Consider the following 15,606-nt stretch of genomic DNA (forward strand, 5'->3'; position numbering starts at 1 on the left):
GTCAGCCCGCCTCCGGCCGGTCGTCGTCCACGATCTCGGCGTCCACCACCTCGTCGTCGTCCGGGGCGGACCCGGCGGACGCGGACCCGCCGGCGGCGCCCGCGGTCTGCTCGCCCTGGCCGCGCGACTGCTCGTACAGCGCCGTGCCGATCTTCTGGGCGGCCTGCGCCACCTGGTCGGTGGCCTGGCGGATGGTGGCCGTGTCCGTGTTCTCGTCCTTGAGCTTCGCCTTCAGGCCGGCGAGCGCCGTCTCGGTCTCGTGCCGTGCCTCGGGGGAGATCCGCTCGGGGTTGTCGGCGATGAGCCGCTCGGTCTGGTAGACGAGCTGTTCGGCCTGGTTGCGGGTCTCCGCGGCCTCCCGGCGCTGCCGGTCCTCCTCGGCGTGCTGCTCGGCCTCGCGGACCATGCGGTCGATGTCGTTCTTCGGCAGGGCGGAGCCGCCGGTGACGGTCATCTTCTGCTCCCGGCCGGTGCCGAGGTCCTTGGCGGACACGTGCATGATCCCGTTGGCGTCGATGTCGAAGGCGACCTCGATCTGCGGGATGCCGCGCGGCGCGGGCGGCAGACCGGTCAGCTCGAACATGCCGAGCTTCTTGTTGTAGGCCGCGATCTCGCGCTCGCCCTGGTAGACCTGGATCTGCACGGACGGCTGGTTGTCCTCGGCCGTGGTGAAGATCTCGGAGCGCTTGGTCGGGATCGTGGTGTTGCGCTCGATCAGCTTGGTCATGATGCCGCCCTTGGTCTCGATGCCGAGGGACAGCGGGGTGACGTCGAGCAGCAGGACGTCCTTGACCTCGCCCTTGAGGACACCGGCCTGGAGCGAGGCGCCGATGGCGACGACCTCGTCCGGGTTGACGCCCTTGTGCGGTTCCTTGCCGGTCAGCTCCCGCACCAGCCCGGTCACGGCGGGCATCCGGGTCGAGCCGCCCACCAGCACCACGTGGTCGATGTCGGACACCTTGATCCCGGCGTCCTTGATGGCGTTGTGGAACGGCGCCTTGCAGCGGTCCAGCAGATCCGCCGTCAGCTGTTCGAACTGGGCGCGGGTGAGCTTCTCGTCCAGGTGCAGCGGGCCCTCGGCGGAGGCGGTGATGTACGGCAGGTTGATCGTGCTCTCCGAGGAGCTGGACAGCTCGATCTTCGCCTTCTCGGACGCCTCGCGCAGCCGCTGCACGGCCATCTTGTCCTTGCCCAGGTCGACGCCGTAGTGGTTCCTGAACTGCTGGACCAGGTGGTCGACGACGCGCTGGTCCCAGTCGTCGCCGCCCAGGTGGGTGTCGCCGTTGGTGGCCTTGACCTCGATGACGCCGTCGCCCATCTCCAGCAGCGACACGTCGAAGGTGCCGCCGCCCAGGTCGAAGACGAGGACCGTCTGGTCGTTCTCCTTGTCGAGGCCGTACGCCAGCGCGGCGGCGGTCGGCTCGTTGATGATCCGCATGACGTTCAGCCCGGCGATCTCCCCGGCCTCCTTCGTCGCCTGCCGCTGCGCGTCGTCGAAGTAGGCCGGCACGGTGATCACCGCGTCCGTGACGTCCTCGCCGAGGTACGCCTCCGCGTCCCGCTTCAGCTTCTGCAGCACCCGCGCGGAGATCTCCTGGGCGGTGTAGCGCTTGCCGTCGATGTCGCCCTGGTCGGGGAAGCGCCAGGAGTGGTCGCCCATGTACCGCTTGACCGAGCGTGCGGTGCGCTCCACGTTGGTCACGGCCTGCCGTTTGGCGACCTCGCCGACGAGGACCTCCCCGTTCTTGGCGAACGCCACGACCGACGGAGTGGTCCGGGCGCCCTCCGTGTTGGTGATGACGGTGGGTTCGCCGCCCTCCAGGACCGAGACCACCGAGTTCGTCGTCCCGAGGTCGATACCGACCGAACGCGCCATGGTGAGTCCTCCCTGTCTGGCTTCTCCGGCCTTTCCGGCTGCTCCCCCACCCGTGTTCCCCGGACCTCCTTGCCTATGGAGACTGACTAGAACTTGAGCTGCCTGGTGTCAAGCCTGGTCCGGCTCCGGTGGGCCGTCCAGGGCACTCGTCCACTCGGTCCCGGCCGCGATCGCCGTCCGCCAGGGGCGCAGGGCGCGTGGCGGCATGCCCACGGAGAGCGCTCCGGTCAGCGCCGTTCCCCTGCGGTAGGCGACGAGGAACCGGCCGTCGGCCGGGTCGCCGTCGACCACCAGGGCCTCGTCGTGATCGCGCAGGTGCCCGAAGGCCTGGATCCTGAGGTCGTACTGGTCGGACCAGAAGGAGGGCACCGGCGCGAAGGGTCTGGCCTGCCCGGGGTCGAGGAGGTTGCGGGCGGCGGCCATGCCCTGTTCGGCGGCGTTCGTCCGATGCTCCACGCGCATGTCGGTGCCGAACAGCGGGTTGTGCCAGCGGGCCACGTCGCCCGCCGCGTAGATGCCGGGCGCGGCGGCGCTGTACTGGTCGCACACCACACCGTCGGCCAGGCGCAGACCGCTGTCCGCGAGCCATTCGGTGTTGGGCTCGGAGCCGATGGCGACCAGCACGTCGTCGGCCGGTATCGCGGTGCCGTCGCTGAGCAGTACCCCGGTGGCCCGGCCCGCCCCGGTCGTGATCCCGGCGACCTTGGTCCCGGTCCGCAGGTCCACCCCGTGGTCGCGGTGGACCTGGGCCAGGTGCGTGCCGACCTGCCGTCCGACGGCGTGGGCCAGGGGGACGGGGGCGGGTTCCACGAGGGTGACGGCCGCGCCGAGGGTACGGGCGGCGGCGGCGACCTCGGCCCCGAGGAACCCGGCGCCCACGACGACCAGCCGGCCACCGGCCGACAGCCGCTCGCGCAGGGCGAGGGCGTCGTCCAGGTCCCGCAGGACGTGGACGCCGGGCGTGTCGCACTCGGGCAGCCGGCGCGGCCGGACCCCGGTGGCGATGATCAGGCCGTCGTACGTGAGCCGCGTGCCGTCGGCGAGGGTCAGCGTCCGCGTCGCCGGGGCGAGGGCCGCGGCGGGCACGCCGAGCCGCAGGTCCAGGAGGAGGGCGTCGAGATCGGCCGGGCGGCGCAGTCGCACCCGCTCGGGCTCCCAGGTGCCGGTGAGGACCTGTTTGGACAGCGGCGGCCGGTCGTAGGGCGGGTGCGCTTCGCCTCCGACGAGGGTCAGCGAGCCGTCGTGACCGGCGCGGCGCAGGGTCTCGGCGGCCGTCAGACCGGCCGCCGAGGCGCCCACCACGACGATGCGGCGCGGCGGGGCGCCCGTCACTCCGCCACCAGCCGGATCGCGGCGGCGGGGCAGATGGCCACCGACTCGTGCACGCCGTCCGCGTGCTCGGGCCCGGGGGTGGCGTCCAGCAGTTCGACGATGCCGTCGTCGTCCTGGTCGAAGACCTCGGGTGCCATCAGGACGCATTGCCCGGAGGCGACGCATTTGGACTGGTCGACTTCCACGCGCATGGGTTCCTCGTTTCGTGGTTCGCGGTGGTACGAAGATCGCGGTGCTGTGAAGTGCTACCAGGCAACGGGTAGTTCATAAACGCCGTAGACGAAGCCGTCGTGCTTGAACTCCAGTTGGTCGAAGTCCGTGGCCAGCCTCAGCGTGGGGATGCGGGAGTAGAGGGTGCTGTAGACGACCTGGAGTTCGACGCGGGCGAGCGGCTGGCCGAGGCACTGGTGGACGCCGTAGCCGAAGGCGACGTGGCGGCGGGCGTCGCGGGTGAGGTCGAGCCGGTCGGGGTCGGGGAAGGCGTCCGCGTCCCGGTTGGCGATGTCGTTGGCGAGGATGACGCCGTCGCCCGCGCGGATCAGCTCGCCGCCGATCTCGATGTCCTCCAGCGCGACGCGGCGGCGGCCGGAGTGCGTGATGTTGAGGTAGCGCAGGAGTTCCTCGACGGCCGAGGCGACCGTGCGGGGGTCGTCGGTGCCGCGGAGCAGGGCGAGTTGGCCGGGGTTGCGCAGCAGGGCCAGGGTGCCGAGGGCGATCATGTTGGCGGTGGTCTCGTGTCCCGCCGCGAGCAACAGGACGCCGAGTTCGGCCGCTTGGCGCTGGGTCAGTTCGCCGGTGGCGACGCGCTGGACGGCGAGCGCGGAGAGCACGTCGTCCTCGGGGTGCGCGCGCTTGGTGGTCAGGAGGTCGTCCAGGTAGTCGGTGAGCGCCTCGGACGCCGCGAGCATCTCCTCGCGGGTGGAGGTACGGCGCACCAGGACACGGGTGTTGCGCTGGAAGAAGTCGTGCTGCTCGTACGGCACGCCGAGCAGCGCGCAGATCACCAGGCTCGGCATGGGCAGCGCGAACGCCTCGACGAGGTCGGTGGGATTGGGCCCGGCGAGCATCTCGTCGATCAGGTCGTCCACGATCCGCTGCACGGACGGGCGCAGGGCCTCGACCTTCCGGATCGTGAAGGGGGCCGTCACCATGCGGCGCAGGCGGGCGTGTTCGGGGTCGTCCATGGTGAGGAAGGTGTTGCGGACCTGGTCCCGCTCCTTCGTCGCCGCGCTGCGGTGGGGGTAGCCGTGGTGCCGGGGGTCGGCGCTGATGCGCGGGTCGCCGAGCAGGGCGCGTACGTCCTCGTGGCGGGTGATCATCCAGGGGCTGCTGCCGTCCCAGATGCGCACCCGGGAGACGGGGCGCTCGCTCTGCAGGGTCTTCAGGGCGGGGGGCGGGTCGAAGGGGCATCCGGCGGCGCGGGGCATGGGGTGCTCGGGAAGCCCGGTCGGCGTGTCCGTGACGGTCTCGGTCATACCTGCCTCCTCGGCAGAGGGGACACCCAACACCCCTAACGGTGTTAGGTGCTTCAGGCAACTTTAGGGAGTGTGGTGAGCGCGTCAACGGGGCCGAAGGGTTCGCCGTCGCTATTCGGCCACGATGCGGTCGAGCAGGTCGTCCGCGCGCCGGGCGAGGCCGCGACGGTCGACCTCGAAGGGCAGCGCCATCGCGATGGTGACGATGCCGTGCAGCGCCGACCACAGCAGCAGGGCGTCCTGCCCGCCGTCCACCTGGGCGGAGCGGGCCGTGGGCAGCGCGGCCAGCGCCTCCTCCCACGCCCCGAGCACCAGCCACACCGGGTGCCGGGGCGAATCCTCACGCGGGCCGACCATGCGCTCGACCCCGAACATCAGCCGGTAGCGCCGGGGGTTCTCCAGCGCAAAGTCGCAATACCGGTGCGCCATGGCCCGCAGCGCGACCCGGGGAGCGCGGCCGTCGCGGGGCGCGCGGGCCTCGCGCAGTTCGGCCACCAGTTTCTCGTAGGCCCGCCGGGTCACGGTGGCGACCAGTTCGGAGCGGTCCTTGAAGTGCAGATAGACGCTGGGCGCGGAGATCCCGACCTCCCGGGCGACCGCGCGCAGCGACAGCGCCTCCTCGCGGCCCGACTCGGCCAGCAGCCGTGCCGCGGCGGCCAGGATCTCCTCCTTCAGGACCCCGCCCTCGCCCCACTGGCTCGGGACGCGGCGCTTGAACGTGTCGGCCACCTGTGCTCCCTCCGTCTCCCGCCTGCCGGGGTGAAGCATTATCGGAGGTGGCGGGCATAGCATCGGGCTGACAGCCGCAGAACGCCGAATCGATCAGGCCGGGACGGGGATACGCGCCAGTGGTGACGGGTGGGGCAACACGGTTGCGGGTGCCGGTGGGGGCGGACGCGGAGCGCTGGGTCACGCGGGCCGGGTGCCGCCGGGTGCTGCTCGTGGTGCACAACGTGACGTCCGCGACCCGGTTGCTTGACGTGCTGCCCCTGTTCGGCGGCGACGTACGGCTCCAGTTGTTCGCCACGTGCACGGGGTCGTCGCCCTTCCTCGCGGGCGTGGTCGAGCTGCTGGCCGGCACGGGGCTGCCCGTCCTGCCGTGGGAGCAGGCCAAGGAGACGACGTTCGACCTCGCCGTCTCGGCCAGCTACGGCGGTGAACTGGACGAGATACGCGCCAAGTTGGTCGTCCTGTCCCATGGGATGGGCTACAACAAGCGGCTCGCCGCCCCGGATGCCGGACACCGTGCCTCGGCACCGGTCTTCGGCCTGTCGCCGGACTGGCTGCTGCACCGCGGCCGTCCGCTCGCCGCGGCCACCGTGCTGTCGCATCCCGAACAGCTGGAGCGGCTGCGCGCCTCCTGTCCGCAGGCCGCGCCCACGGCCGTACTGGCGGGCGACCCCTGCTACGACCGGCTCATCGGCGCGCTCCCGCAGCGCGACCTCTTCCGCCGGGCCCTCGGCGTGGCGCCGGGGCAGCGGCTGGTCGTCCTCAGCTCGACCTGGTCGTCGCGGTCCCTGTTCGGCACCACGGACGCGAGCGAGCCGGACGACGCGGGCGATCTGCTGCCCTGGCTGCTGTCCCGGCTGTCCACGGAGCTGCCGGCCGACGAGTACCGCTCCGTCGCCGTCCTGCACCCGAACATCTGGTACGGGCACGGTCCGGGACAGGTCAGGGCCTGGCTCGACCACGCCCGGCGAGCCGGTCTGGACGCCGTGCCGCCGCTCGACTGGTGGCGGCAGGCCCTGATCGCGTCGGACTGTGTGCTCGGGGACCACTCCAGCGTCACCTACTACGCGGCGGCCATCGGCGTCCCCGTGCTCCTCGGGGCGTTTCCGCAGGACGCGCTCGACCCGCACTCCCCGGTGGCCGCGCTCGGGCGTACGGCGCCCCGGCTGGTCCGGCGGGGCAGCCTGCGCGCGCAGATCGACGCGGCGATCGACGCCCACGAGCCGGGCCGTTACGCGCACTTCGCCGAGCAGGCCAGTTCGTCGCCGGGCGAGTCGGCCGGGCTGCTGCGCGGGCTCTTCTACCGCCTCATGGGCCTGCCGGAGCCCGCCGGCCACGCCGCGTTGCTCGACCCGCTGCCGCTGCCGCCCCATCGACCGGCCCGTCGTACCACGCCCGTCCGGGTCTTCGCCGACGTGGCCGAGGGACGGACGCCGGAGGTCACGCTTGTACGCCACCCCGTGTCCGGCGACGCCCCCGATCCGGAGGCGGGACCGGCGGCGCGTGCGGAGTTCGCGCACACGGCGGTGGACGAGGAGACCCGGGAGGCCGGCCGGCTGCGCCTCGCGGACGTCGTGCTGCGGCACGCGCCCGCCGACGATCCACGGCTCGGGCCGCCCGGCGCCTGGACGGCGGAGGCGCTGGCGCGGTACCCGTACTGCGCGCTGGCGGCCTACGCCGACGGTCCTGACCGTTGCGTCGTACGCACCCGGCAGGGCGAGCTGCTGCGGCTGTCCGCAGCCCCGGGCCCGGACGGGCGCCCTGACCTGTGCGATCCGGCCGCGTACGCCTCCGCGCTGCACGCCTGGATCGCGAGCGGGCGGAAGGTCTCCGAGGCCGTGCCGCGCCTCGTGGTGCGCACCGGTGCCGTGGCCCACCGGGTGACGGTCGAACGGCTGTCACCACCCCCGGCCTAGGGCCTCTCGTTTGGATCATGCCGGGCTCGCGGGCCCTGGCACCGCTCCCTGATCCGGCCTGATCCAAACGAAAGACCCTCGCACCGCCTCAGGCCGCCAGCGCGGCAAGGCGCTCCCTTGCCCGCGCCGCGCCGATGCCGTTCTCCTGCGCGTCGTACCGCGCGGCGGCGGCCCGCAGATCCTCGGCGGCCCGCTCCGGGTGGCCGGTCCGGTGATGGCACTCGGCCCGCTGCTCCAACGCGTCGGCGAGCTGAAGCCCCGCGCCCTGTGCCGTCATGGTCTCGACGGCCTTGTCCAGGCAGACCAGGGCGAGTTCAGGGTCGCCCGCGCCGAGGTGGGCCTCGCCCAGGCTCATGTAGACGCGGCCCTCGTTGTAGACGTCGGCTCCGTCGGGCAGGGTGCGGAAGCGGACCAGCGCGTCGTTCAACCGCTCGAAGGCGGCGGGGAACCGGCCCTCCCCGGCGAGGACGCGGCCGATGTGGTGCGCCAGGAGCGCGGTGGCGCGGGGGACGTCCCGCCATCCGTCGTCGCCCTCGCGGACGCCCCCCAGGATGCGCTGGGCCTCCTCGAAGCCCTGCCGCGCCTCGTCGTGGCGCCACAGCTTGAGGCGGAGCAGTCCGAGGGCCTCCAGGGCGGTCGCCTGGCCGCGCCGATGACCGCAGGCCTCGTCGGCGGTGACGGCCGCCTCCAGCGCCTCCTCCGCCTTGTCGGCCTCGCCGACTCCCATGTAGGCGAAGGCCAGTTGGACCAGCATGCGGCCCACGGCGCGCCGGTCGCCGAACTCCTCGGCGCTGCGGCGGGCGGCCTCGACCCCGCGCAGATGCGTCTCGATCCACTGGGCGTGGAAGCCGAGCCTGAGATGCAGGCTCCACATCGCCTCGCACAGCTGCCACACCAGGTCGTCGAAGCCGTGGTGATCGGCCGCGTGGATGACGGCGGCGAGGTTCTCCCGCTCGGCGCGCAACTGTGCCAACGCCCTTGCGCTGTCGCCCGGTTCGGGTGCCGCCGGGGCCGGGAGGCGGTCGTAGACGGGGCCGAGGTGCCAGCGGTGCCGGATCACCCGCAGGTCCGCCGCCGCCGCGAACCGCAGATACGCCACCGCCACCCGGCGGACCGCCTCGCGCATCCGGCGTTCCCCGTCCTCGGCGACCGCCAGTTCGCGTGCGTGCGCGCGGACCAGGTCGTGGAAGCGGTAGCGCTCCTCCGCGACCTCCTCCAGCAGATGGACGCGGGCCAACTCCTCCAGCATCTCCCGCGCTTGAGCCTCCTCGACGTCTGCCGCCGGCGCGGCGCACAGGACGTTCACGGTCGGCCACGCCCATACCGCGAGCGCCCGGTAGAAGGCGGCGCATTCGGGGGTGAGTTCGCCGTACGACACGTCGTGGGCGAGCCGGACCGGGTCCCCGGCACCTGAACCGGGTTCTTCCACGGGGGCTCCGGTCTGCCTCGTGCCGTGGATCCGGTCGGAGAGTCCGCGTGCCACGCTGTCCCAGGAGAGGTGCTCGCGGACGGCGAGTCCGGCGCCGGTGGTGCACACCGCGAGCGGGATGCCGCCGGTGCCCTCCGCGACGGCCCGTACGACCTCCTCCGGGGCGGCCGCCCGCGCCCGCCCGGCGACGCGCCGCAGCAGCAGGACGGAGTCCGCGGTCGACAGCGGCCGCAGGGTGAAGGGATGCGCCCCCTGTTCGGCCACGAGCCGGCCGAGGCGGTGCCGGCTGGTCACCAGGACGAGAGACCCGGGCGAGGCCGGCAGCAAGGGGAGGACCTGCGCGTCGTTCAGCGCGTTGTCCAGTACGACGATCATGCGCCGGCCGGCCGTGCGCTCCCGGAACAGGTCCCGCTGGCGGGACTCGTCGCCGGGGATGGTGTCGACCCCGAGGCTCTCCAGGAAGCGGACGAGCGCCTCGGAGGGCGTGAGGGCGGTGCCCGCGGACGCGCCCGCCAGGTCGACGAACAGGACCCCGTCCTCGAACCGCTCGCGCAGCTCGTGCGCGCACCGGACGACGGTGGCGGTCTTGCCGATGCCGCCCGGCCCGGTGAGGGCGGCGACGACCGGTGCGCCCGGTGCGCGGTCGGTGTCGTCCAGCAGGCCCTTGAGCCAGGCGAGCACGTCCTCCCGGTCGGTGAACGCCGCCGTGGCGGGCGGCAGCATCTGCGGGCGGGCGGCGCTGGGCGCCAGGGCCCGCGCCGCGCCCGGCGCCAGCCAGGACGCCTCACGCACCCATTCCCGCAGCTCGTCGGCGAACTCCGGGGAAGTGCGGGCGAGTTCCACCAGCCGTAAGGCCGCGGCCCGGCGTTCGTGCTCGGTGACGGGCAGGACGAGTACCTGCTGACCCGATGGGGCACCGGGCTCGGTGCCCGCCCGGCCGAGCAGTCCGTGCAGCCGCTCCGAGATCCGCCTGCCCATCTCACCGCCCGCACCCGACAGCGCGCCGGAGGCGACCGTGCCGACGGCAGAGAACACCAAGTCCATCAACGGTTCCACCCAGCACTCCCCCAACTCGCCATCCCGGCCATCGTATCGACAAAGGGGTACGGGGAGGGGGAGGACGGGCACCGGCCCGTGGGCCGGTTCAGGCCGTTTCGTCGGGTCGGGGTCGGAGGGTGGCGAGGGTGGTGAGCGCGGCCAGGGCGATCAGTGCGGCGAGGGCGCCGAAGCCGTAGGCGAGGGTGGTCAGGGAGGCGGTCGCGGCGACCACGAGGGGGCCGCCCGCGTCGCCGAGTTCACGGCCGAGTTCGGCGGTGCCCATGGTCTGGCCGAGGCGTTCGGCGGGGGTGCTCGCGGCCAGGGCGGCGAAGCCGAGGGGGGTGACCAGGCCGGTGCCGGCGCCGGTGAGGGCGGCGCCGAGGAGGATACCGGTCAGGCCGGGCAGCATCGCGCAGGCCAGGCCCGCCGCGGTGACGGCGAGGCCGAGGGCCGGGCCGCTGCGGGGCTTGAGCCGGCCGGCGTCCAGCGCGCGTCCGGCCCAGGGCTGGACCACGGCCGCGCAGCACGCGAGCACCGACACCGCCGCCCCGGTCGCCACCGTGCCGAGCCCGTCGGCGCGGCCGGCCACCGGCAGGAAGCCCACCGCGGCCGACAGGGCCGCCGTCGCCGCCGCGAGCGCGGCCGTCGGGGCGAGGAAGGCCGGGTCGGCCAGCCGGCGGGCGAGGTCCAGCACCGTCTGCCGGGCCCTGGGCAGCGGGGGTACGACGGGGACGGCCAGCGCGGCCCAGCCGGCGACCGCGGCGCCGAGCACCGCGAGGACGGTGAACAGCAGCCGCAGGCCCCCGGCCCAGACCACGACCCCGCCGAGCAGCGGGCCCAGCGCGTAGCCGAGGGACTTGTAGAAGCCGTAACTCCCGAAGACCCGCCCGCGTTCGGCCGCCGGGCCGAGCCGGGCGACCAGGGCGGCGGCGGACGGCGAGAAGGCGGAGGCCGCGGCGCCCTGGCCGAGGCGCGCGGCCCACAGCCAGCCGGGGCCGCCGGCGCCCGCGTACAGGGCGGACGCGGCGGCGAAGGCGGCGAGCCCGCCGAGCAGCACCGGGCGGGCGCCGATCCGGTCGGCGAGGGTGCCGAAGACCGGCTTGAGGACGACCTCGGCGCCGTCGTACAGCGCGAGCAGCCCGCCCAGCACCAGCAGGGAGGTGACCGCGCCCCGCGCCTGGCCGCCGAGGTTCGCGGCGATTCCGTGCGCGCCGAAGGCGGTGGTGAACCCGGCGGCGTAGAGCGGCCACATCTGCCGGGACGGGCGCGGGGGCGGGGTCATGACGTCCCCACGCGCGGGTTCGCTCGACACAGGGCGAACGTAGCAGGCGGTCCGGGGCCCCGTAACGGCATGTCGCCGCCGGCGTCCTGGTGCTGCTGGCCGCCGTCCTGGTCGCGCACTGGCTGGAGGGCTCGCTGGAGCGGGACGAGCTGCACACCGGGTACTTCCTGCCGGTCGTGGCCGGCTCGTTCATCACCAGCATCGGGTTCACCAGCATCGGCGATCACCGCGCCGCCGTCGCGGCGTTCGGCGCCGGCATCTACTTCTGGCTCACCCTCGGCGGGGTCATGCTGCTCATGGTTCTGGTGCAACTGGTGTATCTGCCGGGCTACTTGCACGTGCCGTTCAGCCTTCAGCACTGGACCTTCACGTTCCCGCTGGCGGTCCTCGGCAACGACGGCGTTCGCTGGGCGGGCGCCCTGCGCTTCAGCGGCTGGCGGCCCGCCGCCTGGGTCCTGCTCACCGTGGTGACCGTGCTCGTCGGCGCGATCGCGCTGCGCACCCTCGGCGGCGTCCTGCCCGGCAGGCTCGGCGCGCGGCGCGCGCCCTCCACGGGCTGAGCGCGGCGGCACCGGGGGGCCGCCGGTCCCGCGCCCGGTGGGCGGGTGCCACGCGGCCCCCGCCCCCTCACTCCGGGGCGAACGAGAAGCTGTTCCACAGGCCGGTCGCCCTGACCGCCTGGTCCGTGGCGCCGATGTCCAGGAAGACGTACGAACCGCCCGCGGGCACGGTGCAGTCGGGGGTCGTGTAGAGCCGCAGGCTGCTCTGGGTCTGGTTGGTGACCTGGGTGACACCCTCGGGGAAGCGGTGACAGCCCTCGACCTGCGGGTTGGTGAGGTTCTGTACGATCCGTCCATTGTGCCGTGCCACGATCTGACCGGACGCCTGGTCCTGGCAGGCGGTGAGCGCGATGCCGAGCAACGCGAAACCGGTGAGCGCGGCCAGCGACCGTGAAGCGCGCATCGGGCCTCCTGTACCAAGGCGGGTGCTGCCGGGGGACCTGGTCCCCCCACCACTATCCGTCAGAGTCCGCGGACCCGCCCGGCGAAGACGCCCGCACCGCACGCATCGCCTGTTCAGCGGCGCCCGCGGGTCCTTTCGGGTGCCGGTGTGGCACGGGTGTCGCACCCGGTGTGCGGGGCACGGCCGCCCACCCTTGACTGAGCGGAAAGAGTAGCCGCGAGGGCACGGGAGTCACGCATGACAGGGCACTGGAGACGGGGCACGGCGGGCACGGCGGTCGCTTTGGCCATGGTGACGGCGGCCGGGTGCGGCAACGGCACCCAGAACTCCCCCACCCCGGCCGAACAGGCGGCCTCGGCGGCCTCCGCCGCCGCCTCGCTCGCCTCCCGCGGGGGCGACGCGCTCGCCTCGGCCTCGGCGGAGGCCGGCCGCAGGCTGGAGGAGGCCAAGGGCGGTCTGAACGCCAAGGACCAGGTGAGCCTCGGCGCCGTCAGCATCGGCGGCGACGGCCGGGCCACCACCACGGTGACCGCGCGGAACACCGCCTCCTCCGCCAAGTCCTTCGCCGTCCAGGTCAACTTCACGGACGCCAGCGGCAATCTGCTGGACGTCGTGGTGCTGACGGTCAGGAACGTGGCCGCGCACGCCTCGGGCCACGGCACCGCGTACAGCAACCGCAGGCTGCACGGCGAGGTGCGGGCGGCCGTCGGCACGGCCCTGCGGTACTGACCCCGCCGCCCCCGGCGCTGCCGCACGAGTGAACCGCCAAACGGGTGATACCCGGCGCCCCTCGGCCCCGGACACCCCAGGATCACGGCCCAGTCGGGCATTTCCGGCACATCAGTCAATCGCCTCGAAATGACAGGCATACGGTGCCCTGTCCACACTGAACGGGCGGTTCGTGATCAGGAAAGCGCATCAGCCAACCAGCACGTTCTCGAGGAGATCGAATGGTGGAGCAGTCCTCCGAGATCGATATAAGCGGGCCGGACGCACCCGTCCTCCCCGTGAACGGCGCCGGCCCGGACAAAGCGGAGACCGAGAGCGGACTCGCGGACACGCTGGCCGAGCTCGTGGGCGTCGAGCAGGTCCCGGTGGACAGCCACTTCTTCACCGACCTCGGTGCCAACTCCCTGGTCATGGCCCAGTTCTGCGCACGGGTGCGGAAGCGGCCCGACCTGCCGTCCCCGTCCATGCGGGACATCTACCGGTATCCCACCATCCGGGATCTGGCGCGGGCCCTCGCACCGGCCGCTCCCCCGCCGGACGAAGCAGCCACGGCCGCCCCGACGGCTCCCGCGGCGTCCTCGGCCCCCGCGCCCGTGACGCCTCCCGCGCCACCGCCGCGCACCAGCCGGCTGCTCCATTCCCTGTGCGGGACCTTCCAGTTGCTGGTCTTCCTCGGCTACTCGCTCGCCTCCGGCCTGGTCACCGCCAGCGGCTACGAGTGGGTCTCCTCCGGCAGGGGGGTCGCCGACATCTACGTACGGTCGCTGGTCCTCGGCGGCGCCGGGTTCCTCGCCCTGTGCCTCTTCCCGGTCCTGGCGAAATGGCTGCTGGTCGGCCGCTGGAAGCCCGCCGAGTTCCCCGTCTGGGGCCTCGCGTACATGCGGTTCTGGCTGGTGAAGGTGCTGCTGCACGCGAACCCGATGGTCCTCCTCGCCGGAACGCCGCTGTACGTGCTGTACCTGCGGGCCCTGGGCGCGCGGATCGGCAAGGGGGTCACGATCCTCTCGCACACCCTGCCGGTCTGCACCGACCTGGTGACGATCGGCGCCGGGACGGTGATCCGCAAGGACTCCTTCATCCTCGGCTACCGGGCGCACGCGGGCCGTATCCAGACCGGCCGGATCACCCTCGGCGAGAACGTGTTCATAGGGGAGAAGACCACCCTGGACATCGACACCGCGATGGGCGACGGGGCACAGCTCGGGCACGCCTCGGCGCTGCACCGCGGCCAGTCGGTCCCGGCCGGCGGGCGCTGGCACGGATCCCCCGCCGAACCGGCGCGGACCGACTACCTGCGCGTCCCGCCCGCCCGGTGCGGCACCCTGCGACGGACCTGCTACAGCCTGGGCACCCTGTTCCAACTGCTTTTCATCTACCTGCCGTTGGCCGTCGGCGGGACGTACATGCTGTTCACAGCGATACCGGCGATCGGCAAACGGCTCGACCCGCAGACGCAGTCGCTGGCACCGGCCGAGCTGCTCACGGACTCGCTGCTGCTCTCCCTCACGCTGTTCTTCGGCTTCGCGGTCGTGGGCCTGGCCGCCGTGTACACCCTGCCGCGGCTGCTGGGGCTGATCGTCCGGCCGGACCGGGTCTATCCGCTCTACGGCCTCCACTACACGCTGCACCGCACGACGGCCCGCATGACGAACATCAGGTTCTTCGCCTGGCTGTTCGGCGACAGCTCGTACATCGTGCACTATCTGCGCGGCCTCGGGTACGACCTGTCGCACGTCGAGCAGACCGGCTCGAACTTCGGCACCGAGATGCAGCACGAGACCCCGCTGCTGGTCTCGGTCGGCAGCGGCACCATGGTGGCCGACGGTCTGTCCATCCTCAACGCCGACTATTCGAGCACGTCGTTCCGGCTGTCGAAGGTGTCGATCGGGCCGCGCAACTTCCTCGGCAACAACATCGCCTACCCGGTGGGCGGCAGGACGGGCGAGAACTGCCTGCTCGCGACCAAGGTGATGATCCCGCTGGACGGCGAGATCAGACAGGGCGTGGGACTGCTCGGTTCGCCGTGCTTCGAGATCCCCCGCTCGGTGGACCGCGACGCCCGCTTCGACCATCTGCGCGAGGGCGCGGAACTCGGCCTCCGCCTCGGGGCGAAGAACCGCTACAACCTGCGCTCGATGGCCTGCATGCTGTTCGCGCGCTGGCTGCACGTCTTCGCCCTCACTCTGTTCGCCCTCGCCACGGTCGACCTGTACGGCATGGCCGGCCATGTGGTGATCGCCGCCTATCTGGCGCTGACGCTCGCCTTCTCCACCGCCTACTACATCGCGCTGGAGCGCTGCCTGACCAGGTTCCGCGGTCTGCGGCCCGAGTTGTGCTCCATCTACGACCGGAGGTTCTGGCGGATCGAGCGCCTGTGGAAGGTTCCGGACCAGTGGCTCGACATCTTCAACGGCACCCCCTTCAAGAGCCTGGTCTGGCGGCTGATGGGCGTGCGCGTGGGCCGCATGGTGTTCGACGACGGCTGCTACATCACCGACCGGACCCTCGCGGTCATCGGCGACGGGTGCACCCTCAACGCGGGCAGCAAGATCCAGTGCCACTCGCAGGAGGACGGCACCTTCAAGTCCGACTACATCCGGCTCGGCGCCGGCTGCACCCTGGGCGTCTCCGCCCATGTCCACTACGGCGTGACGATGGGCGAGGGCTCGGTGCTGGTCACCGACTCCTTCCTCATGAAGGGCGAGGAAGTGCCGCCGCACGCGTGGTGGGGCGGCAATCCGGCAGTGGAGTTGCCGGCGGCCGACGGTCCGCCCGGCGACCCCTTCCGGGCTGTGTCTCCAGCCAATGCCAGTGCGACGACCGCGAGTTGAGGAAGG

12 protein-coding genes are annotated in these 15,606 nt (G+C 72.7%); 4 read left to right on the forward strand and 8 right to left on the reverse strand.

Features of this window, described 5'->3' with window-relative positions; all coding sequences use genetic code 11:
* Position 1 precedes the first annotated feature (1 nt).
* The 5 genes from dnaK to AB0927_RS31455 all read right to left on the reverse strand — a co-directional run bounded on the left by dnaK (position 2) and on the right by AB0927_RS31455 (position 5,412).
* Positions 2-1,876, reverse strand: a complete 1,875-nt coding sequence (gene dnaK / locus AB0927_RS31435) for a molecular chaperone DnaK (RefSeq protein WP_366671174.1) — start codon at positions 1,874-1,876, stop codon at positions 2-4.
* Between the two features lie 108 nt (positions 1,877-1,984).
* On the reverse strand, positions 1,985-3,208 hold the full coding sequence (locus tag AB0927_RS31440; RefSeq protein WP_366671175.1) for an FAD-dependent oxidoreductase: 1,224 nt from the start codon (positions 3,206-3,208) through the stop codon (positions 1,985-1,987).
* Positions 3,205-3,399 carry a ferredoxin gene (locus AB0927_RS31445; protein WP_366671176.1) on the reverse strand — a complete coding sequence of 65 codons (195 nt, stop codon included), beginning with the start codon at positions 3,397-3,399 and terminating at the stop codon, positions 3,205-3,207. The genes AB0927_RS31440 and AB0927_RS31445 overlap by 4 nt, the downstream gene beginning before the upstream one ends.
* Before the next feature lie 54 nt (positions 3,400-3,453).
* Positions 3,454-4,683 (reverse strand): cytochrome P450, encoded by a 1,230-nt coding sequence (locus AB0927_RS31450; RefSeq protein WP_366671177.1) that lies wholly within the window; start codon positions 4,681-4,683, stop codon positions 3,454-3,456.
* A 111-nt stretch (positions 4,684-4,794) separates the two neighbouring features.
* Entirely contained in the window at positions 4,795-5,412 is a 618-nt protein-coding gene (locus tag AB0927_RS31455; RefSeq protein WP_366671178.1) for a TetR/AcrR family transcriptional regulator, read from the reverse strand.
* 122 nt (positions 5,413-5,534) lie between these two features.
* Between AB0927_RS31455 and AB0927_RS31460 the strand changes: the two genes are divergently transcribed.
* A complete protein-coding gene (locus AB0927_RS31460; protein ID WP_366671179.1) occupies positions 5,535-7,328 on the forward strand; it encodes a hypothetical protein in 1,794 nt (597 codons plus the stop codon).
* Between the two features lie 88 nt (positions 7,329-7,416).
* Here the strand turns inward: AB0927_RS31460 and AB0927_RS31465 are convergent, their stop codons facing one another.
* Positions 7,417-9,813: an NB-ARC domain-containing protein gene (locus AB0927_RS31465; protein ID WP_366671180.1), complete on the reverse strand. Its 2,397-nt coding sequence runs from the start codon at positions 9,811-9,813 to the stop codon at positions 7,417-7,419.
* A gap of 88 nt (positions 9,814-9,901) precedes the next feature.
* The gene (locus tag AB0927_RS31470) at positions 9,902-11,047 is read right to left on the reverse strand and encodes an MFS transporter (protein WP_366671228.1); all 1,146 of its coding nucleotides are present in this window, start codon (positions 11,045-11,047) and stop codon (positions 9,902-9,904) included.
* A 119-nt stretch (positions 11,048-11,166) separates the two neighbouring features.
* Between AB0927_RS31470 and AB0927_RS31475 the strand changes: the two genes are divergently transcribed.
* Positions 11,167-11,637 carry a hypothetical protein gene (locus AB0927_RS31475; protein WP_366671181.1) on the forward strand — a complete coding sequence of 157 codons (471 nt, stop codon included), beginning with the start codon at positions 11,167-11,169 and terminating at the stop codon, positions 11,635-11,637.
* Positions 11,638-11,704: 67 nt separating this feature from the next.
* Here the strand turns inward: AB0927_RS31475 and AB0927_RS31480 are convergent, their stop codons facing one another.
* Positions 11,705-12,040, reverse strand: coding sequence for a hypothetical protein (locus tag AB0927_RS31480; RefSeq protein WP_366671182.1), 336 nt, complete (start codon positions 12,038-12,040; stop codon positions 11,705-11,707).
* Positions 12,041-12,277: 237 nt separating this feature from the next.
* On the opposite strand from AB0927_RS31480, the gene AB0927_RS31485 reads away from it, so the two are divergent.
* Complete coding sequence (locus AB0927_RS31485) at positions 12,278-12,769, forward strand: hypothetical protein (protein WP_366671183.1); 492 nt, start codon at positions 12,278-12,280, stop codon at positions 12,767-12,769.
* A gap of 221 nt (positions 12,770-12,990) precedes the next feature.
* Positions 12,991-15,600 carry a Pls/PosA family non-ribosomal peptide synthetase gene (locus AB0927_RS31490; RefSeq protein WP_366671184.1) on the forward strand — a complete coding sequence of 870 codons (2,610 nt, stop codon included), beginning with the start codon at positions 12,991-12,993 and terminating at the stop codon, positions 15,598-15,600.
* Positions 15,601-15,606: the final 6 nt, after the last annotated feature.

The organism is Streptomyces sp. NPDC048106, assembly GCF_040706415.1.
Classification (GTDB): Bacteria; Actinomycetota; Actinomycetes; order Streptomycetales; family Streptomycetaceae; genus Streptomyces.